The 20982-nt window shown below is 70.4% G+C and carries 17 protein-coding genes; all 17 read left to right on the top strand.

The genetic code is table 11. The features are described 5' to 3' along the window. The first annotated feature begins 11 nt into the window (after positions 1-11). The 17 genes from ABIC29_RS15090 (at position 12) to hisD (ending at position 20907) form a co-directional block, all read left to right on the top strand. On the top strand, positions 12-1556 hold the full coding sequence (locus tag ABIC29_RS15090; protein ID WP_116085134.1) for a Mur ligase family protein: 1545 nt from the start codon (positions 12-14) through the stop codon (positions 1554-1556). Next, positions 1553-2965, top strand: a complete 1413-nt coding sequence (locus ABIC29_RS15085; RefSeq protein ID WP_354246635.1) for a UDP-N-acetylmuramoyl-tripeptide--D-alanyl-D-alanine ligase — start codon at positions 1553-1555, stop codon at positions 2963-2965. The genes ABIC29_RS15090 and ABIC29_RS15085 overlap by 4 nt, the downstream gene beginning before the upstream one ends. Beyond that, positions 2962-4059, top strand: coding sequence for a phospho-N-acetylmuramoyl-pentapeptide-transferase (mraY, locus tag ABIC29_RS15080; protein WP_116085499.1), 1098 nt, complete (start codon positions 2962-2964; stop codon positions 4057-4059). Before ABIC29_RS15085 ends, mraY begins: the two co-directional genes overlap by 4 nt. Then, a complete protein-coding gene (gene murD / locus ABIC29_RS15075; protein ID WP_354246631.1) occupies positions 4056-5609 on the top strand; it encodes a UDP-N-acetylmuramoyl-L-alanine--D-glutamate ligase in 1554 nt (517 codons plus the stop codon). Before mraY ends, murD begins: the two co-directional genes overlap by 4 nt. Further along, positions 5554-6819: a putative lipid II flippase FtsW gene (gene ftsW / locus ABIC29_RS15070; RefSeq protein ID WP_116085129.1), complete on the top strand. Its 1266-nt coding sequence runs from the start codon at positions 5554-5556 to the stop codon at positions 6817-6819. The genes murD and ftsW overlap by 56 nt, the downstream gene beginning before the upstream one ends. Beyond that, entirely contained in the window at positions 6816-7916 is a 1101-nt protein-coding gene (murG, locus tag ABIC29_RS15065; protein WP_116085126.1) for an undecaprenyldiphospho-muramoylpentapeptide beta-N-acetylglucosaminyltransferase, read from the top strand. Before ftsW ends, murG begins: the two co-directional genes overlap by 4 nt. A gap of 105 nt (positions 7917-8021) precedes the next feature. Further along, entirely contained in the window at positions 8022-9425 is a 1404-nt protein-coding gene (murC, locus tag ABIC29_RS15060; RefSeq protein WP_354246628.1) for a UDP-N-acetylmuramate--L-alanine ligase, read from the top strand. Positions 9426-9438: 13 nt separating this feature from the next. Continuing rightward, the gene (locus tag ABIC29_RS15055) at positions 9439-10569 is read left to right on the top strand and encodes a cell division protein FtsQ/DivIB (RefSeq protein ID WP_354246625.1); all 1131 of its coding nucleotides are present in this window, start codon (positions 9439-9441) and stop codon (positions 10567-10569) included. 189 nt (positions 10570-10758) lie between these two features. After that, complete coding sequence (gene ftsZ / locus ABIC29_RS15050) at positions 10759-11973, top strand: cell division protein FtsZ (RefSeq protein ID WP_116085119.1); 1215 nt, start codon at positions 10759-10761, stop codon at positions 11971-11973. Beyond that, positions 11970-12668 (top strand): YggS family pyridoxal phosphate-dependent enzyme, encoded by a 699-nt coding sequence (locus ABIC29_RS15045; RefSeq protein WP_116085117.1) that lies wholly within the window; start codon positions 11970-11972, stop codon positions 12666-12668. The genes ftsZ and ABIC29_RS15045 overlap by 4 nt, the downstream gene beginning before the upstream one ends. A 33-nt stretch (positions 12669-12701) precedes the next feature. Next, a complete protein-coding gene (locus ABIC29_RS15040; RefSeq protein WP_116085114.1) occupies positions 12702-13172 on the top strand; it encodes a cell division protein SepF in 471 nt (156 codons plus the stop codon). A gap of 15 nt (positions 13173-13187) precedes the next feature. Beyond that, positions 13188-13484: a YggT family protein gene (locus ABIC29_RS15035; RefSeq protein WP_354246620.1), complete on the top strand. Its 297-nt coding sequence runs from the start codon at positions 13188-13190 to the stop codon at positions 13482-13484. Positions 13485-13599: 115 nt separating this feature from the next. Beyond that, entirely contained in the window at positions 13600-14292 is a 693-nt protein-coding gene (locus tag ABIC29_RS15030; RefSeq protein ID WP_116085112.1) for a DivIVA domain-containing protein, read from the top strand. Beyond that, positions 14282-15010 carry a signal peptidase II gene (gene lspA / locus ABIC29_RS15025; RefSeq protein ID WP_116085109.1) on the top strand — a complete coding sequence of 243 codons (729 nt, stop codon included), beginning with the start codon at positions 14282-14284 and terminating at the stop codon, positions 15008-15010. The genes ABIC29_RS15030 and lspA overlap by 11 nt, the downstream gene beginning before the upstream one ends. A 5-nt stretch (positions 15011-15015) precedes the next feature. After that, positions 15016-15936 carry an RluA family pseudouridine synthase gene (locus tag ABIC29_RS15020; RefSeq protein ID WP_116085106.1) on the top strand — a complete coding sequence of 307 codons (921 nt, stop codon included), beginning with the start codon at positions 15016-15018 and terminating at the stop codon, positions 15934-15936. A 128-nt stretch (positions 15937-16064) separates the two neighbouring features. Continuing rightward, a complete protein-coding gene (gene dnaE / locus ABIC29_RS15015) occupies positions 16065-19538 on the top strand; it encodes a DNA polymerase III subunit alpha (RefSeq protein WP_502915498.1) in 3474 nt (1157 codons plus the stop codon). Positions 19539-19599: 61 nt separating this feature from the next. After that, positions 19600-20907, top strand: a complete 1308-nt coding sequence (gene hisD / locus ABIC29_RS15010) for a histidinol dehydrogenase (RefSeq protein WP_116085494.1) — start codon at positions 19600-19602, stop codon at positions 20905-20907. The last annotated feature ends 75 nt before the right edge of the window (positions 20908-20982 follow it).

The following is a 20982-nucleotide window of genomic DNA, read 5'->3' as shown; positions in this document are numbered from 1 at the left end:
AAGTTGGGTTCGTGACCGGATCGCCTCCGACGGCCCTCCGGCCGCAGCACCCCGCCCCGCGATCGCTTCGCGGTCTGGCCGAGACGTTCGCACTCGAGGTGCGCGGCGATCCGGGCGACCTCGAGGTCACCGGTGTCGTGCTGTCGTCGAACACGGTGCGCCCCGGCGACCTCTACGTCGGCGTGCCCGGGCGCAACGCCCACGGTGCGCAGTACGCCGCCGCCGCGCGCGACGCCGGCGCGGTCGCGGTGCTGACGGATGCCGCGGGCGCCGACCTCGCGGCCGACTCTGGCCTGCCCGTGCTCGTCGCCGACGACGCGCGCGCCACGCTCGGCGACGTCGCCGCATGGATCCACCGCACCGCCGAGAACCCCGCGACGCTGTTCGCCGTCACCGGCACGAACGGCAAGACGAGCGTCGTCTACCTGCTCTTCGGCATCCTCCGCCAGCTCGGCGTGGTCGCCGGGCTCACGTCCACCGCCGAGCGCCGCATCGGCGACGAGGCCGTGACGAGCTCGCTGACGACGCCGGAGGCGAGCGAGCTGCACGCGCTCCTCGCGCGCATGCGCGAGGTCGACGTGCGCGCGGTCGGCGTCGAGGTCTCGGCGCAGGCCCTGTCGCGGCACCGCGTCGACGGCCTCGTGTTCGACATCGCGGGCTTCACGAACCTCACGCACGACCACCTCGACGACTACGCGTCGATGGATGTCTACTACGAGGCCAAGCGCGACCTGTTCCAGCCCGAGCGCGCGCGCCGGGGCGTCGTGACGGTCGACTCCGAGTGGGGGCGCCGCCTGGTCGAGGACTCCCGCATCCCGGTCACGACCCTGACCACCAGGCCCGACGTCGCCGCCGACTGGCGCCTCACGGTGCTCGACGAGCAGCCCGCCTTCACCGCGTTCCGGCTCGAGGGTCCCGAAGGGCGCGTGCTGGAGACCCGGGTGCCGCTCCTCGGCTGGTACATGGCCGCGAACGCCGCACTCGCGATCGTCATGCTCGTCGAGGCCGGCTACGACCTCGAGCGCATCGGGGCCGCGCTCGGCACAGGCGGCATCGATGCCTACATCCCCGGTCGCGCCGAGCGCATCTCCGGCGACCGCGGACCCATCGTCTACATCGACTACGGGCACAGCCCCGACGCGTTCCTGCAGACGCTCGACGCGATCCGCCGCACGACGACCGGCAAGGTCGTCATGGTGTTCGGCGCCGACGGCGACCGCGACACGACGAAGCGCGCCGACATGGGCGCCATCGCCGCGCGCGGTGCCGACGCGGTCGTGATCACCGACTTCCACCCGCGATGGGAGGACCCCGCGGCCATCCGCGCGGCGCTCATCGAGGGTGCTCGAGCCGCGGTACCCGACCGCGAGCTCCACGAGATCGCCGACCCGCGCGCCGCATTCCGTGCCGCGCTCGCCCTCGCGGGCGACGGCGATGCGATCCTCTACGCCGGCCCGGGCCACGAGGACTACCACGAAGTGAAAGGCGTCAAGATCCCCTACTCAGCACGAGACGACGCGCGCGCAGCGCTCCGCGAAGCCGGGTGGCTCGCATGATCTCCCTCAGCCTCGACGAGATCGCCTCGGCGATCGGCGGGTCGCTTCGGCTGCGCACGACGGATGCCACGTCCGCGACCCGCGTCGCCGGCACCGTGACCACCGATTCACGTGAGATCGCGCCCGGCGACGTGTTCTTCGCCAAGCGCGGCGAGTTCGACGACGGACACCGCTTCGCGCCTGCCGCAGCAGAGCAGGGCGCGGCGCTGCTCGTCGTCGAGCACGAGCTCGACCTCGAGGTTCCGCAGATCGTCGTCGACGACTCGGTCGTCGCGCTCGGCGACCTCGCGACCGAGGTCGTCGCGCGCGTCCGCGCGACCGGCGACCTCAAGATCATCGGCGTCACCGGCTCGAACGGCAAGACGACGACGAAGAACCTCCTGCGCGCAGTGCTCGAGCACGTCGGCCCGACGGTGGCCGCCCGTGCGTCGTACAACAACGAGGTCGGTGCGCCGATCACGATGCTCTCGCTCGCGCAAGACACCCGCTTCCTGGTGGCCGAGATGGGTGCGTCGGGCGTCGGCGAGATCGCGCGCCTCGTGCGCATGGCCCGGCCCGACATCGGCATCGTCCTGAAGGTCGGCCTCGCCCACGCCGGCGAGTTCGGCGGCATCGAGCAGACCGTGCTCGCGAAGTCCGAGATGGTCACCGACCTGCTGCCGACGGATGTCGCGGTGCTGAACCTCGACGACCCCCGCGTGGCCCCCATGGCGGCGCTCACGAGCGCACGGATCGTCACCTTCGGCCTCGGGGCCGCCGCCGACGTGCGCGCGACCGACGTCGTCGTGCACGCACGCGGCACGGAGTTCATGGTGCACGTGCCCGGCGGCGAGTCCGCACAGGTGCGTTTCGGGGTGCTCGGCGAGCACCACGTGATGAACGCGCTGGCGACCGTCGCGGCATCCGTCGAACTCGGCGTCGCCCTCGCCGACGTGGTCGCGGCACTCGAGCAGGTCACGCTGGCCGAGCGCTGGCGCATGCAGGTCATGGGCGGCCGCGACGGCGTGACGGTGATCAACGACGCGTACAACGCGAGCCCCGACTCGATGAGCGCGGCGTTGAAGACGCTCGCGCAGGTCAAGGCGCCGGGCACGCGCACGATCGCCGTGCTCGGCGAGATGAGCGAGCTGGGGGAGTTCTCGGGCGAGGAGCACGACCGCATCGGCCTGCTCGCCGTGCGCCTCGGCGTCTCGCAGCTCGTCATCGTCGGGCAGGGTGCCAGGCGCCTGCACATCACGGCGATCAACGAGGGCTCGTGGGACGGCGAGTCCGCCTTCGTGGAGACCTCCGACGAGGCGTACGACCTCGTCGTCGCCTCCGTCAGGCCCGGTGACACCGTGCTGGTGAAATCCTCGAACTCGGCGGGCCTTCGCCACCTCGGCGACCGACTGGGAGAATGGTTCTCGTGAGAGCACTTCTGAGCGCCGGCGCGTTGTCGCTCGCCTTCACGCTGTTTCTGACCCCCCTGTTCATCCGGCTCTTCGTGAAGCTCGGGTGGGGCCAGTTCATCCGCGACGACGGGCCGCAGAGCCATCACGTCAAGCGGGGCACGCCCACGATGGGCGGCATCGTCTTCATTCTCGGCACGCTGTTCGGCTACTTCGGGGCGACGCTGCTGCTGAGCAACGAGAAGCCGACGGCGACCGGGCTCCTCGTGCTGTTCATGATGGTCGGACTCGGCCTGGTCGGCTTCCTCGACGACTTCCTGAAGACCCGCAAGAAGCAGAGCCTCGGGCTCGGCGGATGGGCGAAGGTCGCGGGGCAGACGGCGGTCGCCGCCGCCTTCGCGCTGCTCGCGATCAACTTCCCGAACGCCGAGAGCGTCACGCCCGCCAGCACGAACATCTCGTTCATCCGCGACCTGCCGCTCGACTTCATGGTCTTCGGCACCATCGCGGGCACGATCATCTACGTCGTCTGGATCTGCCTCATCACGGCCGGCACCTCGAACGCCGTCAACGTCACCGACGGACTCGACGGCCTCGCCGGCGGCGCATCGGTGCTCGCGATCGGGTCGTTCGTCATCATCGGCTTCTGGCAGTTCAACCAGTCGTGCTTCGGCGAGAGCCTCAACCAGGCCGATGCGTACCGCTGCTACGACGTCCGCGATCCGCTCGACATCGCGATCGTCGCGTCGGCGATCGTCGGCGGACTCATCGGGTTCCTCTGGTGGAACACGAATCCCGCCAAGATCTACATGGGAGACACGGGTTCGCTGGCGCTGGGCGGCGCCCTCGCCGCGCTCGCGATCCTCAGCCACACCGAGCTGCTCCTGCTGCTCATCGGCGGCATCTTCGTCATCGAGACGGGCTCGGTCATCGTGCAGCGCGCGTACTTCAAGCTCACCGGAGGCAAACGCATCTTCCTGATGAGTCCGATCCACCATCACTTCGAGTTGAAGGGCTGGGCCGAGGTCACGATCGTCGTGCGCTTCTGGCTGATCGCCGGCATGTTCGTGGCCGCTGGCACCGGCGCCTTCTACTTCGAGTGGCTCCAGCGATGAGCGAGGCGGATGCCGCAGGCGGCCGCCTCGACTCCCTGACGAGCTGGCACGCCGAATGGGGCGGCCTCCGGGTGCTCGTGCTCGGCGCGGGCGTCACCGGGTTCGCGGTCGCCGACACACTCGCGGAGCTCGGCGCCGACGTGCTGCTGGCGGCCACGAACGTCGACGACGACCGCGCGCGCATCCTCGACATCATCGGGGTGCGGGTGCTGCGGCATCCGCTCGACGCGGTGCCGGACGAGGTCGCGGCGTTCGCGCCCGAGCTGGTCGTCGCCTCGCCCGGATTCCACCCCGACAACGCCGTGCTCGAGTGGGCGGCCGCCTCGCCGGTGCCCGTCTGGGGCGATATCGAGCTCGCCTGGCGGGTGCGCGACAAGGTGCGCGCCGCCGACTGGATCCTCGTCACCGGCACGAACGGCAAGACCACGACCACGCAGCTCGCGGCGACCCTCCTCGCGGCGAACGGCCTGCGGGCGGCACCGTGCGGCAACATCGGCGTGCCGGTGCTCGACGCGGTGCGCGATCCGGGCGGTTTCGACGTGCTCGTCGTCGAGCTCTCCAGCTACCAGCTGCACGCGCTGCCGACCGAGGGCGCTGGGGCGCTGCATCCGGTCGCGAGCGTCTGCCTGAACGTGGCCGACGACCACCTCGACTGGCACGGCTCGGCCGATGCCTACCGCGCCGCCAAGGCGAAGGTCTACGCGAACACGCGCGTCGCGTGCGTCTACAACCGGGCCGACGAGGCCACGCGGCGCATGGTCGAGGAGGCGGAGGTCGAAGACGGCGCCCGTGCGATCGGCTTCGGACTCGACACGCCAGGCCCCAGCGACTTCGGCGTCGTCGAGGGCATCCTCTGCGATCGCGCGTTCCTCGAGGAGCGGCACTCGTCGGCGCTCGAGATCACCACGGTCGCCGAACTCGAGCCCCGCGGGCTCGGGGCGCCGCACATCGTGGCCAACATCCTCGCCGCGTCGGCGCTCGTGCGCGCCGTCGGCGTCCCGGTCGGCGTGATCCACGACGCGCTCGGCGAGTTCAGCCTCGACGCGCACCGCATCCAGACCGTGGCGGTGGCCGGCGGCATCCGCTGGGTCGACGACTCGAAGGCCACGAACCCGCACGCGGCCGAGGCGTCGCTCGCGGCGTACCCCAGGGTCGTCTGGATCGTCGGCGGACTCCTGAAGGGCGTCGACGTCGACGGGCTCGTCACGGCGCACGTCGGCCGCCTCCGCGCGGCCGTCGTGATCGGCGTCGATCGGTCGGCGCTCATCGAGGCGTTCGCTCGACACGCGAGCGACGTGCCGGTGTTCGAGGTCGACGCCGATGACACTGGAAGCGTCATGGCGCTGGCCGTCGCCTTCGCCGAGTCGATCGCCGAAGACGGGGACACGGTGCTCCTGGCGCCGGCTGCCGCCTCGATGGACCAGTTCGCCGACTACGCCGATCGGGGCCGTCGGTTCCAGCAAGCGGTACGAGCACGATTGGAAGGTGAGGCGGATGGCGACTCCGCCCCGCACGACACCGCCCCGAACGACTCCGACCCCGGATCCTGAGCGCGGGGGCGTCGCCGCCCGCATCCGCCTCGGCAGGGTCTTCCGCGTCGAGTCGAAGGACTACGTGCTGCTGCTCAGCACGGTCGTGTTCCTCGTGCTGTTCGGTCTCGTCATGGTGCTCTCCTCGTCGACCGTCGAGTCGCGCCTGGAGGACGGCGGATTCTTCGACCAGGCGGCGCGGCAGGGCACGTTCGCGCTGATCGGCGTGCCGCTCATGCTCATCGCGAGCCGCATGCCCGAACGCTTCTGGCTCCGCCTCGCGTGGCCCTTGCTGCTCGCGGCGTGCGTGATGCAGGTGCTCGTGGTGGCGACGCCCCTCGGCATCGAGGTCGGCGGCAACACGAACTGGCTCGCGCTGGGGCCCATCCAGTTCCAGCCATCCGAGCTCATCAAGGTCGCGCTCGTCATCTGGCTCGGCCTCATCGTCACGAAGAAGCAGGCGTACCTCGGCGACCTCGGCAAGGGCGTGATGCCGATCCTCCTCGTCGGCGGTGGCGCGATCGGCCTCGTGCTCATCGGCGGCGACCTCGGAACCGTCATGATCATGGGCGCGATGCTGCTGGGCACGCTGTTCCTCATCGGGGTCAGGTTCCGCCTCCTGCTGCCGCCCGTGCTGCTGAGCGCGGCGGTGTTCGTGGTCGTGGCGGTCTCGAGCGACAACCGCATGCGGCGCATCACCGCGTTCCTCCAGGAGAACTGCGAACAGGGCTCGGGCGACGACTGCTGGCAGATCCAGCACGGGCGCTTCGCGCTCGCGAACGGCGGGGTCTTCGGCGTCGGCCTCGGCAACTCCACGGCGAAGTGGTCGTGGCTGCCCGCCGCCGACAACGACTTCATCTTCGCGATCATCGGCGAGGAACTCGGCCTGATCGGGGCCATCGTCGTGATCGCCCTGTTCGTGCTGCTCGCCGTCGCGTTCGCGCGCGTGCTTCGTTCGGCGCAGACGCCCTTCGCGAAGACGGTCACGGCGGCGGTCATGGTGTGGGTCATCGGCCAGGCATGTGTCAACATCGGTGTCGTGCTTGGTGTCTTCCCCGTTCTCGGCGTTCCCCTCCCGCTCGTCTCCGCAGGCGGGACCGCGCTCGTGACGACCCTGTTCGCGATCGGCGTCGTGCTGTCGGTCGCCCGCGATCCAGCGGCGACCGCGCGCGCCGCGGCGCGCGCGGCGGCCCGTGCGAACACCCGGTCGACGGCCGGGCGCACCCGATGACCGTCTACCTGTTGGCCGGCGGCGGCACCGCCGGCCACGTGAACCCCCTGCTCGCCGTCGCCGACCGGCTGCGCGAACGCGACGCGACCGCCGAGGTCCTCGTCCTCGGCACGGCCGAGGGCCTCGAGTCGCGCCTCGTGCCCGCCCGCGGCTACGAACTGCTGACCATTGCGAAGGTGCCGTTCCCGCGTCGCCCGAACGGTGCCGCGGTGCGGTTCCCGAAGCGGTTCCGCGATTCCATCGCGGATGTGCGCTCGATCATCGCCGAACGGGGCGTCGACATCGTCGTCGGATTCGGCGGATACGTCTCGACCCCCGCCTATCTCGCGGCGCGCCGTATGGGCGTCCCCGTGGCGATCCACGAGGCGAACGCCAGGCCCGGACTCGCGAACCGCCTCGGCTCCCGCTGGGCCGAGACCGTCGGCGTGGCGTTCAGCGGCACGCCGCTCCGCCACGCGGAGGTCGTCGGCATGCCGCTGCGCCGCGAGATCGAGCTGCTCGACCGCGCCGTGCTCCGACGACCCGCCGCCGAGTTCTTCGGGCTCGATCCCGAACGGCCGGTGCTCCTCGCGACCGGCGGGTCGCTCGGCGCCCGCCGCATCAACCGCACCGTGACGGCCTCGGCCGAGGCGCTGACGGCGGCGGGCTGGCAGGTGCTGCACATCACCGGAGCGAACTCCGACGTGAGCGATCCGGGGATCCCCGACTACCGCATGCTCGAGTACGCCGATCGCATGGACCTCGCGCTCTCGGTCGCGGACTTCGCCGTCTCCCGAGCCGGGGCGGCGACCGTGAGCGAACTCGCCGCCCTCGGCATCCCCTCCGTCCTCGTGCCCTACCCGGTCGGCAACGGCGAGCAGCGCTTCAATGCGGCCGACGTCGTCGAGGCGGGCGGCGGGATCCTCGTCGACGACGCCGACTTCACGCCCGAATGGCTGGGGGAGCAGGTGCTGCCGCTGCTCGCCGACCAGGGGCAGGTGGCCCGCATGGCGGTCGCCGCGGCATCCGTCGGTCGGCGCGACGGCACCGACCGCATGCTCGACCTCATCGAGGCCGCCCTCGGCGCGGATGCCGACGGCACCGTCGCAGACGCGTAACGTTGAGATGACGGATGCCGCGGCATCCGCCACCTCGAACCTTCGGCCGCAGCCCGTCGACGCCGGCCGGCGCAGCACAGCCCAGAGCCCAGAGAAAGCAATGCCGTGACCATCAAGCCCGATCCGTCCACCCCGATCCCGTCCGACCTCGGCGCCGTGCACTTCGTCGGCATCGGCGGCTCGGGCATGAGCGGCATCGCCCGCCTGTTCCTCGGCGCCGGCCACCGGGTCACGGGCTCGGACGTGCGCGACTCGGCGAACATCGGCGCGCTCCGCGAGCTCGGCGCCGAGATCGCGATCGGCCACGACGCGGCGAACCTCGGCGACGACATCGACACGGTCGTCGTCACGGGTGCCCTCTGGCAGGACAACCCCGAGTACCAGCTGGCCCTCTCGCGCGGGTTGCCGGTCCTGCACCGCTCGCAGGCACTGGCCGCGCTCATCGCGGGCCAGCGGCTCGTGTCGGTCGCGGGCGCGCACGGCAAGACGACGTCGACCGGCATGATCGTCACGGGCCTGCTCGCGCTCGACGCCGATCCCACGTTCGTGAACGGCGGGGTGCTCGCCGACCTCGGCGTCAGCTCGGCATCCGGGGAGGGCGAACTCTTCGTCGTCGAGGCCGACGAGTCCGACGGATCGTTCCTGCTCTACGACACCTCCGTCGCCCTCATCACGAACGTCGACCCCGACCACCTCGACCACTACGGCTCGCGGGAGGCCTTCGAGCAGGCGTTCGTCGAGTTCGCCGACCGCGCGCGCGAGTTCGTCGTCATCTCGAGCGACGACGCCGGAGCGACGCGCGTGCGCGAGCGGCTCTCGCATGCGCGCATCGTCACGTTCGGCGAGGCGGCGGACGCCACGGTGCGCGTGCACTCGATCGTCACCGACGGTCCCGTCGCGTTCGCGGTCGACTACGAGGGCGCGACCTACCGTGCGCGCCTCGCGATCCCCGGTCACCACAACGCGATCAACGCGGCGGGCGCGTTCGCCGTGCTCACCGGACTCGGGTTCGACCCCGCTGCGGCCCTCGCCGGCATCGCGAGGTTCGCCGGCACGGGGCGCCGGTTCGAGCTGCACGGCACGGTCGGCGGTGTCAGCGTCTACGACGACTACGCGCACCACCCGACGGAGGTCGCCGCGGCCCTCGCCGCGGCCCGGACTGTCGTCGGCCCCGGCCGCATCATCGCCGTGCACCAGCCGCACACCTACAGCCGCACGCAGGCCTTCGCGCAGGAGTTCGCCGAGGTGCTCGAGCAGTACGCCGACGAGACCGTCGTGCTCGACGTCTACGGCGCGCGTGAAGACCCGGTGCCAGGGGTCACGGGCGCGCTGGTCAGCGAGCGGTTCGCCCACCCCGAGCACGTCTCCTTCATCGCCGATTGGCAGGCCGCCGCCGACCACACGGCGCAGATCGCCCGCGAGGGCGACTTCGTCATCACGCTCGGCTGCGGCGACGTCTACCGCATCGTGCCGCAGCTGCTCGGCTCGCTCGAACGCGAGCTCGGGTGAGGACCCCCGCCGCGTGAAGCGGCCGCAGGGATTCGATCGGCCGGCGCAACCGCGCCAGGCCGCGAGCGGCACGCAGCCGCGCAGGCCGGGGGCCGCGCCCTCGCCGACGCCCGCGCCCCAGAAGCGCAGCGCCGCCGATCGACGGCGAGCGGATGCCGCGTCGCCGCCGCCTGCGACATCCGGCGCGATGCCCACCGAGGCCATCGACCCCGTGCCGATCGGCCCCGTGCCGATCGACGCCCTGGCGGGCATGGTCCCCGGCGGGCCAGGCACGTCCGGTGCCCGGCCTGCCGAACCGCGGCCCGCATCGCATCCGGCTGCGGAGGCGGCTCCGGATGCCGGGGCTGCCGCCGACGCGGCCGAAGGGGCGTCTCCGCCGAGCGGATGGGCGGCGCGGCGCGCACTGGCCAGGGCCACGCGCGAGCGGCGCAGGTACGAGCGCGCCGAGGTGCGCAGGTTCACCGTTCGCACGAGGCGGCGCAGGCTGGGGTGGGGCATCGCGCTGGGAGCGGTCGGACTGCTCGTCGGCGTGGTGCTGATCGGCGCCTACTCGCCGGTCATGGCGCTCCGCGAGGTCCGTGTCGAGGGTGCTTCGCGGGTTCCGGCCGCGGAGGTCGAAGCGGCGTTCGGACCGATCCTCGGCACGCCGCTCGCCCTCATCGACCGCGCCGGCGTGCAGAAGGCGATGTCCGGGTTCCCGCTCATCGAGACCTACCAGACCGAGGCCGTTCCGCCTGACACCCTCGTCGTGCGCATCGTGGAACGCACGCCCGTCGGGGTGATCGAGGCCGACGACGGGCTCGTGCTCGTCGACGCGGCGGGCGTGGTCATGGAGCGACCCGAGGCCAGGCCGGAGGGCCAGCCGCTCATCACGGTCGACGGGGGTGTGACCGGCGACGGATTCCGGGCGGTCGCCGGCGTCGTGCGCAGCCTGCCTGCGGAGATCAGGATGCAGCTGACGGCGGCGTCTGCTGAGACCGCGGACGACGTGACGTTGCAGATCGGCGACGCGAAGGTCGTGTGGGGCAGCGCGCAGGATTCGGGCCTGAAGGCCGACGTGCTCGACGACCTCATGCGGGCGGCGCCACCGGGCTCGGTGTCGCTGTACGATGTCTCAGCGCCGATGAGTCCGGTCACGATGTGATCGGAGGCTCGTTCGAGCATCCCGCTCGTCGTGCGCCCCAATCGAGACGAAGGGTTCGCGACACGCCCGCGTGCCTTGCCGCACGACGCGCGCGATCCGCATACCTTCGAACACAGGAATTGCATACTCGGCAAGACTTTAACCCTCGACTTGAGGTTCAAAGTTCAGAGTTCGCACGAAGGGCCGGAGATGTCGACTAACCAGAACTACCTCGCCGTCATCAAGGTGGTCGGCATCGGCGGCGGCGGCGTCAATGCCGTCAACCGCATGATCGAGCTCGGCCTCCGTGGCGTCGAGTTCATCGCGATCAACACCGACGCACAGGCGCTGCTCATGAGCGACGCCGACGTGAAGCTCGACGTCGGTCGGGACCTCACCCGCGGGCTCGGCGCAGGCGCCGACCCCGAGGTCGGCCGCCGTGCGGCCGAAGACCACGCCGAAGAGATCGAAGAGGCCCTCGCCGGCGCCGACATGGTCTTCGTGACCGCGGGCGAGGGCGGCGGCACCGGCACCGGCGGCGCACCCGTGGTCGCGCGCATCGCGAAGTCCATCGGCGCACTCACCATCGGTGTCGTCACCAAGCCGTTCGGCTTCGAGGGCAAGCGCCGCCAGACTCAGGCCGAGCAGGGCGTCGCGCGCCTGAAGGAAGAGGTCGACACCCTCATCGTGGTGCCGAACGATCGCCTGCTCGAGATCAGCGACCGCGGCATCTCGATGCTCGAGGCGTTCGCCACGGCCGACCAGGTGCTCCTCGCGGGTGTCCAGGGCATCACCGACCTGATCACGACGCCGGGCCTCATCAACCTCGACTTCGCCGACGTCAAGTCCGTCATGCAGGGCGCAGGTTCTGCGCTCATGGGCATCGGCTCCTCCCGGGGGGCCGATCGCGCCATCAAGGCCGCCGAGCTCGCCGTGGCGAGCCCGTTGCTCGAGGCGTCGATCGACGGCGCGCACGGCGTGCTGCTCTCCATCCAGGGCGGATCGAACCTCGGCATCTTCGAGATCAACGACGCCGCCAGGCTGGTGCAGGAGGCCGTGCACCCCGAGGCGAACATCATCTTCGGCGCCGTCATCGACGACACGCTCGGCGACGAGGTGCGGGTCACCGTCATCGCCGCCGGATTCGACGGCGGCGAGCCCGGAGCCAAGCCCGTCGAGGTGCGTCGCGAGCAGCTCGTGCCCGCCGCGGTCTCGATCGGCGCCGCCGTCGGCGGCTCCTCGGTCGGCGGTTCCTCGGTCGGCGGAGCCGACTCCGCGGACGTCATCGGCGAGATCGACATCGACGAACTCGTGGAGACCGCGAACTGGGGCGGACCCGAGACCTCGACGGCCGACCAGATCGTCTCCGACCCGGCGTTCGATGCCGACGACGACGACCTCGACATCCCCGACTTCCTGAAGTGACCGAGGAGCGCTCCGCAGGAGTCGACGACCTGCGAGCGCGTCTCCAGGTCGTCGCCGCGCGCGTCGGCGAGGCTGCGCGCCTCGCCGACCGCGACCCGGCCGGCATCCGCACGATCGTCGTGACCAAGTTCCACCCCGCATCGCTCGTACGCGAACTCGCATCGCTCGACGTGCTGGATGTCGGCGAGAACCGGCACCAGGAGGCGCAGGCCAAGGCCCGCGAGCTGGCCGACCTCCCGTTGCGCTGGCACTTCATCGGGCAGTTGCAGAGCAAGAAGGCGCGTCAGGTGCGCGCCTACGCCACGGCCATCCACTCGATCGACCGTCCAGGGCTCGTCGACGCACTGCGCTCCGACGAGGCATCCCTCGACTGCTTCGTGCAGGTGAACCTCACCGACGACCCAGGTCGCGGGGGCGTCGCGCCGAGCGAGCTCGCGTCGCTCGTCGAGCACGTGCTCGCCGCGCCCGGACTCGAGCTGCGGGGCCTCATGGCCGTCGCGCCGCTCGACGAGCCCGCTCGGCCGGCGTTCGCGCGGGTGCGCGGACTGTCGGAGCGGTTCGTGCTGCCCCTCGCGCCGACGGCCTCCGGGCTGTCGATGGGCATGAGCCACGATCTCGAGGATGCCATCGCCGAAGGCGCGACACACCTGCGGATCGGCACGGCAATCACCGGCAATCGGCCCATCGCCGGTTAGCCTCGAAGAGACGGAACACAGACGGAGGCAGCGATGTCCAACCCGCTCAAGAAGACCATGGTCTACCTCGGCCTCGCGGACGAGGAGTTCGAGGCCGAGCCCCGAGAGACGCCCGCAGCGGCGACACCGGTCGTGCACGCTGCGCCGGCACCCAAGACCGGTGCGGCCGTCACGCCGCTCCGCAAGAACCACATCCAACCGAGCACACCGCAGGCGGAGATGAACGAGATCCTCACCGTGCACCCGCGTCAGTACCGTGACGCGCAGGTCATCGCCGAGTCCTTCCGCGAGGGAGTACCGGTCATCATCAACCTCTCGCAGATGTCCGACGGCGATGCGCGCCGACTCATCGACTTCGCCAGCGGCCTCTCGCAGGGCCTGCACGGCAAGATCGAGCGCGTCACGAGCAAGGTCTTCCTGCTCTCGCCGTCGCACGTCGTGGTCTCGGGGGAGACCGGTGAAGCCGAAGGCGACGTCGACGCGTCGTTCTTCACGCACGCGTAGCCGTCGGTAGGCGCGTTGTCCGTCGTCTGGAGCATCCTCTACTCGCTGCTCGTCATCTATTTCTTCGTGATGTGGGCGCGCTTCGTCCTCGACCTGATCCGCACGTTCAACCGATCCTGGCGTCCCCAGGGCGGCTGGCTGGTCGTGGTCGAGCTCGCCTATACGATCACGGACCCGCTCGTGCGGCTGTTCAGGCGGTTGATTCCGCCGATCCGCATCGGGCAGGTCGCCCTCGACCTCGGGTGGTCGCTCGCGATGCTCGTCGTCATCGTCGCCATGACGGTGGTGTCGTGGCTCGCGGCCGTCGCCTGACGATCTCCTGCGAACCCGGCGCAACCTGCGCAGGCGACACTGGGTGATCCGAGTGGACTTTGCTACCGTTTAGCAGAACGCAACGAACAGTTCGAAGATGTGAGGGTGAGAAGCCATGGCGCTAACTCCGGAAGATGTGGTCAACAAGCGCTTCCAGGCGACGAAGTTCCGCGAGGGATACGACCAGGACGAGGTCGATGACTTCCTCGACGAGGTCGTCGTCGAGCTTCGTCGACTGAATCAGGAGAACGAAGAGCTGCGTCAGCGCGTCTCGGCCGCCGAAGCGCGCGCCGCAGAGGCCGCGAAGGCCGCGGCATCCGCCCCGGCGGCAGCCGTGCAGGCGCCCTCCTACTCGGAGCCGACTCCGCAGCCCGCGACCGTGGCCGTCTCCGTGCCCGCTCCGGCCGTGCAGTCCGAGCTCGACGAGCAGACCAGCACCACCAACCTGCTGCAGCTCGCGCGCCGCCTCCACGAGGAGCACGTGCGCGAGGGCATCGAGAAGCGCGACGCGCTCATCGCCGAGGGCCACGCGACTGCGGCCCGTGTGGTCGCCGAGGCCGAGGCCAAGCAGCGCGCACAGATCGGCGTGCTCGACCAGGAGCGCCAGGTGCTCGAGAAGCGCGTCGACGGGCTGCGCCTGTTCGAGCGCGAGTACCGCCAGAAGCTGAAGAGCTACATCGAGGGCCAGCTCCGCGACCTCGACACGGCCGCTCCGGTGCAGGTCCCCGACAACCAGGGCTTCGCGGGTTCGTCGGGCATCTCGAACGAGCAGGCGCCCACGCCCACCTTCCAGGGCTTTGGAGCCTGATCGGGGCACGAAGGCCGGAACCGCGACCGCACTCGTCGTTCTCGTCCTCGGTGCCCTCACGGTCTACGGGCTCGATCAGCTGGCGAAGTTCCTCGTCGTCTCCAACCTCACCGAGGGCGAGACGGTGCCGGTGCTCGGCGACCTGCTCCAGTGGCACTTCGTCCGCAACCCCGGCGCCGCCTTCTCGCTCGCGAGCGGCATGACGTGGATCTTCACGATCCTCGCTGCCGGCGTCATCACCTTCATCATCTGGTTCGCGCGGCGCATCCGCTCGAAGGCGTGGGGTCTGGTCTTCGGCCTCCTGCTCGGCGGCGTGCTCGGCAACCTGACCGACCGGCTCCTGCGCGAGCCGAGCTTCGGCCTCGGGCATGTCGTCGACTTCATCTCGACGCCGTGGATGATCCCCGCGATCTACAACGTGGCCGACATGGCGATCGTCTCGAGCATGGTGCTGTTCATGATCCTGACGATCCGCGGCGTCGGGCTCGACGGCTCGCGCGAGGTCAAGGGCGGGGCGAAGCGCACCGACGACGAGGCCGAGACGGTTCCGGCGGGCGGTGACCCCGCGAGCGACGTCGTCATCGACGACGACGTTCGAGGCGCCGACACCGACGCCGATCACGACGGCCGACGTGGCGAACCCGGCACCGCCGGCGCGAACCCGAGCGTCTCGACCGGCCGGGGCGCGCTGAGCGTCCCGGTCGCGCGCGAAGCCTGATCGGCATGGAGTCGCGTTCCGTTCCCGTCCCCGACGGGCTCGAAGGCATCCGTGTCGACCAGGGCATCGCGAAGCTGCTCGGCTTCTCGCGAACCCAGGCGGCCGAGATCGCCGCGGCCGGGGGAGTCGTCCTCGACGGACGCACGCTCGACAAGTCCGACCGGCTCCGCGCCGGCGGCTGGCTCGAGGTGAGCTGGCAGCCGCCGCGCACGGTCGAGGTGGTCGCGATCCCCGTTCCCGACCTCGGCATCGTGCACGACGACGACGACCTCGTCGTGGTCGACAAGCCGGCGGGCGTCGCCGCGCATCCGTCCCTCGGCTGGGAGGGCCCGACCGTGGTCGGTGCCCTGGCCGCCGCCGGGTTCCGCATCTCGACGTCCGGCGCTCCAGAGCGCCAGGGCATCGTGCACCGCCTCGACGCCGGAACGAGCGGCCTGATGGTCGTCGCGAAGTCGGAACGCGCCTACACCGAACTCAAGCGGCAGTTCCACGACCGCGAGGTCGAGAAGGTCTACCACACGGTCGTGCAAGGGCACCCAGACCCGCTCGCGGGAACGATCGACGCCCCCGTCGGCCGGCATCCGCGCTCCGAATGGAAGTTCGCCGTCGTCTCCGACGGCAAGCACGCGGTGACGCACTACGAGACGCTCGAGGCGTTCCCGTACGCGTCGCTGCTCGAGGTGCACCTCGAGACGGGGCGTACGCACCAGATCCGCGTGCACATGGCCGCCCAGCGGCATCCGTGCGTCGGCGACGCCATGTACGGCGCCGACCCGACGATCTCGGCGCGGCTCGGGCTCACCCGCCAGTGGCTGCACGCGCACCGGCTCTCGCTCACGCACCCCGCGACGGGCGACTGGGTCACGTTCGAGTCGGAGTACCCCGCCGACCTCGCGGCGGCCCTCGAATCACTCCGCGCCGAGTGAACGGGCGGCGCTGACGTCGGGTCGCCCTAGACTCGATTGCGCCCCCGAGAACCACCCCGCAGCACCCGAAGAGGAGCCCAGTGGCCACCGATTCCTTCGTCCACCTGCACGTGCACAGCGAGTACTCGATGCTCGACGGTGCGGCCCGGGTCGGTGAGCTCGTCTCCGCAGCGGCGGAGCAGGGCATGCCGGCCGTCGCGGTCACCGACCACGGCAACGTGTTCGGCGCCTACGACTTCTGGAAGCAGGCGACGGATGTCGGCATCAAGCCGATCATCGGCACCGAGGCGTACGTCACGCCCGGAACGCACCGGAGCGACAAGACGCGCATCCGATGGGGATCCGGCGGCGGCGACGACGTCTCGGGCTCGGGCGCCTACACGCACATGACCCTGCTCTCGGCGAATACCGAGGGCATGCACAACCTCTTCCGGCTCTCCAGCCGCGCCTCGCTCGAGGGCTATTACTTCAAGCCGCGCATGGATCGCGAGCTGCTCTCCACCTACTCGTCCGGCCTGATCGCGACCACGGGCTGCCCGTCGGGCGAGGTGCAGACCCGCCTGAGGCTCGGGCAGTACGACGAAGCGGTGCAGGCGGCATCCGACTTCCGCGACATCTTCGGCAAGGAGAACTACTTCGCCGAGATCATGGATCACGGCCTCGGCATCGAGCGCCGGATCATGACCGACCTGCACCGCCTGGCGAAGCAGCTCGACCTCCCGCTCGTCGCCACGAACGACCTGCACTACACGCACGCCCACGACGCCAAGAGCCATGCCGCGCTGCTCTGCGTGCAGTCGGGCTCGACGCTCGACGACCCGAACCGGTTCAAGTTCGACGCCGACGAGTTCTACCTCAAGACGGCCGCCGAGATGCGCCAGGTGTTCCGCGACTATCCAGAAGCGTGCGACAACACGCTGCTGATCGCCGAACGCTGCGACGTGAAGTTCAACACGAGCGCCAACTACATGCCGCGCTTCCCCGTGCCCGAAGGCGAAGACGAGCAGAGCTGGTTCGTGAAGGAGGTCGAGCGGGGACTCCACGTGCGCTACCCGAACGGCATCCCCGACGAGGTGCGCAAGCAGGCCGACTACGAGGTCGGCGTCATCTCGCAGATGGGGTTCCCCGGCTACTTCCTGGTCGTCGCGGACTTCATCAACTGGTCGAAGAACAACGGCATCCGCGTGGGGCCCGGTCGTGGCTCGGGCGCCGGGTCGATGGCGGCCTATGCGATGCGCATCACCGACCTCGATCCGCTGCGGCACGGCCTCATCTTCGAGCGGTTCCTGAACCCCGACCGCGTCTCGATGCCCGACTTCGACGTCGACTTCGACGAGCGCCGTCGCGGCGAGGTCATCAAGTACGTCACCGAGAAGTACGGCGACGAGCGCGTCGCGCAGATCGTCACCTACGGCACGATCAAGGCGAAGCAGGCGCTGAAGGACTCCGGCCGCGTCCTCGGGTTCCCCTTCTCGATGGGCGAGAAGCTCACCAAGGCGATGCCGCCCGCCGTCATGGGCAAGGACATCCCGCTCACCGGCATCCTCGACTCGAGCCACCCGCGCTACAAGGAGGCCGGCGACATCCGGGCCATCATCGAGACGGATGCCGAGGCCAAGACGGTCTTCGAGACCGCGCTCGGCCTCGAGAACCTCAAGCGCCAGTGGGGCGTGCACGCGGCCGGCGTGATCATGTCGAGCGACCCGCTGATCGACATCATCCCGATCATGAAGCGCGAGCAGGACGGCCAGATCGTCACGCAGTTCGACTATCCGGCGTGCGAGTCGCTCGGCCTGATCAAGATGGACTTCCTGGGGTTGCGCAACCTCACGATCATCGATGACGCGCTCGACAACATCGAGGCGAACCGCGGCATCCGCCCGGTGCTCGAGGACCTCGCGCTCGACGACCCCGGGGCGTACGAGCTGCTCGGCCGGGGCGACACGCTCGGCGTGTTCCAGCTCGACGGCGGGCCCATGCGCTCGCTGCTCCGGCTCATGAAGCCCGACAACTTCGAGGACATCTCGGCCGTCATCGCGCTGTACCGTCCGGGCCCCATGGGCGCGAACTCGCACACCAACTACGCGCTCCGCAAGAACGCGCTGCAGGAGATCACGCCGATCCATCCGGAGTTCGAGGAGTCGCTGAAGGAGATCCTCGACACGAGCTACGGCCTGATCATCTACCAGGAGCAGGTCATGGCGATCGCGCAGAAGGTCGCCGGGTTCAGCCTCGGTCAGGCCGACATCCTGCGCCGTGCGATGGGCAAGAAGAAGAAGTCCGAGCTCGACAAGCAGTACGAGGGCTTCGCGGGCGGCATGAAGGCCAACGGCTACTCGGATGCCGCGATCCAGAAGCTCTGGGAGATCCTGCTCCCGTTCTCGGACTACGCCTTCAACAAGGCGCACTCCGCCGCCTACGGCGTGCTCAGCTACTGGACCGCCTACCTCAAGGCGCACTACCCGGCCGAGTACATGGCGGCCCTGCTCACGAGCGTCGGCGATGCGCGCGACAAGCTCGCGCTCTACCTCAACGAGTGCCGCCGAATGGGCATCAAGGTGCTGCCGCCCGACGTGAACGAGTCGATCGGCTACTTCGCCGCCGTGGGCGAGGACATCCGGTTCGGGCTCGGCGCGGTGCGCAACGTCGGGTTCAACGTGGTCGACGCGATCCGCGGCGCCCGAGAGAGCAAGGGGCGGTTCGAGTCGTTCCACGACTTCCTGAAGAAGTCGCCGCTCCAGGTCGCGAACAAGCGCACGGTCGAGTCGCTCGTCAAGGCGGGCGCGTTCGACTCGCTCGGTCACACCCGCCGCTCGCTCGTCGAGATCCACGAGGGTGCCGTCGAGTCGGTCGTGAAGGAGAAGCGGGCCGAGGAGGTCGGCGACTTCGGCTTCGACTTCGACAGCCTCTTCGACGACCACGAGCGCGATGCGGCACCTTCATTGGTGCCCGACCGTCCCGAGTGGCCGAAGAAGCAGAAGCTCGCGTTCGAGCGCGAGATGCTGGGCCTCTACGTCTCCGAGCATCCGCTCGACGGACTCGAGGCGCCCCTCGCGAAGCACGCGTCGACGTCGATCCTCGATCTCACCACCTCCGATGCGACGCAGGACGCCGACACTGTCACGGTCGCGGGCCTCGTCACGAACGTGCAGCACCGCATCGCGAAAGCCTCCGGCAACCAGTACGGCATGATCACCGTCGAGGACTTCTCGGGCGAGATCACGGTGATGTTCATGGGCAAGGCCTACCAGGAGTTCGCGCCAGGCCTGCAGTCAGACTCGATCGTCGTCGTGCGGGGGCGCGTCAGCATGCGCGACGACGGCATGAACCTGCACGCCTACAGCGTGTTCTCGCCCGAGCTCGGCCAAGACGACGACTCGGGCATCGTGAAGATCACGGTGCCGGACCACCGGGCGACGCAGGAGACGACCGAGGCGCTCCGCGACGTGCTGGTGCGCCATCGAGGAGACACCGAGGTCCGCATCACGCTCACGAAGGGCCGAGTCGGTCGCGTCTTCGAGGTCGGGCAGTACCCGGTCAAGGTGACCGCCGACTTCTACGGCGAGCTGAAGAGCCTCCTCGGGCCCAGCTGTCTCATGTGACGACGCCCATGTGACGACCTCGGAGGTCGCCGGCGTGCTCGGTCGGTACGCTGGAGGCATCATGCTGCGCACCATCGACCTCCGCGGTTCCCGTCCGTCATCTGCCGAGCTCCTCGCGCTCGTTCCGCGCGCCGAGACCGACGTCACGGCTGCGCTCGCGCCGGCCGGCCGCATCATCGACGAGGTGCGCGAGCACGGCGGGCAGGCGCTGCTCGACCAGGCCGAACGGTTCGACGGGGTGCGCCCCGCGGCGATCCGGGTGCCGGCCGACGAGCTCCGCAGCGCCCTCACGGCGCTCGACCCCGCGGTGCGCGAGGCCGTCGAATCCACGATCGCGCGGGTCCGCGCGGCCAGCGCCGCCCAGGTGCCCGCGGCGGTGACGACCGTGCTCGCGCCCGGTGCGGTCATCGAGCAGCGGTGGCAGCCCGTCGAGCGCGTCGGGCTCTACGTGCCCGGCGGCAAGGCCGTGTACCCGTCGAGCGTGGTCATGAACGTCGTCCCGGCGCAGGTCGCCGGCGTGCGGTCGATCGCCCTCGCCTCGCCGCCGCAGGCCGACCACGAGGGCCGCATCCACCCGACGATCGCCGCGGTCGCCGCGCTCCTCGGCGTCGACGAGGTGTACGCCATGGGCGGAGCGGGCGCGATCGGCGCCTTCGCGTACGGCGTGCCTGATCTCGGCCTGCTGCCCGTGCAGCGCGTCACGGGCCCGGGCAACGTGTTCGTCGCGGCGGCCAAGCGCCTCGTCGCCGGCGTCACGGGCATCGACGCCGAGGCCGGCCCCACCGACATCCTCGTGATCGCCGATGCGAGTGCCGATCCGGACTTCGTCGCCGCCGACCTCGTGAGCCAGGCCGAGCACGACGAGCTCGCGGCATCCGTGCTGGTCACCGATTCGGCCGAGTTCGCCGAGGCCGTGCGCGCGCGCCTCGAGGCGCGCGTGTCGGCGACGAAGCACTCGGCCAGGGTGCGCGCCGCCGTCGAGGGCCCGCAGTCGGCGCTGGTGCTGGTCGACGACCTCGAGCAGGCGGCCGCGTTCGCGAACGCGTTCGGCGCCGAGCACCTCGAGATCCAGGTCGCCGACGTCGATGCGACGCTCGCGCGCATCGAGAACGCCGGTGCGATCTTCATCGGCCCGTACTCTCCCGTGAGCCTCGGCGACTACGCCGCCGGATCCAACCACGTGCTGCCCACGGGCGGCACGGCGCGGCACGTGTCGGGTCTCTCGGCGGCGACGTTCCTCCGGCCGCAGCAGGTGGTGCGCTACGACGAGGCCGCGCTCCGCGAGGTCGCGCCCGTGATCGCGACGCTCTCCGACGAGGAGGACCTGCCGGCCCACGGCGAGGCCGTGACGGCGCGCTTCGAGCGCTGAGCCGCGGCGCGGCGCCGGCGTCGGCATCGGCGTTCGCGGGCGCCCGACGGCGACCCCGGCGCCGCGCCGCACGCA

This window comes from Agromyces sp. PvR057, from assembly GCF_040547485.1.
In the GTDB taxonomy this organism is placed as follows: Bacteria; Actinomycetota; Actinomycetes; order Actinomycetales; family Microbacteriaceae; genus Agromyces.
The sequence above is the reverse complement of the archived record's forward strand: the minus strand, read 5'-3'. Positions and strand labels throughout refer to the sequence as shown.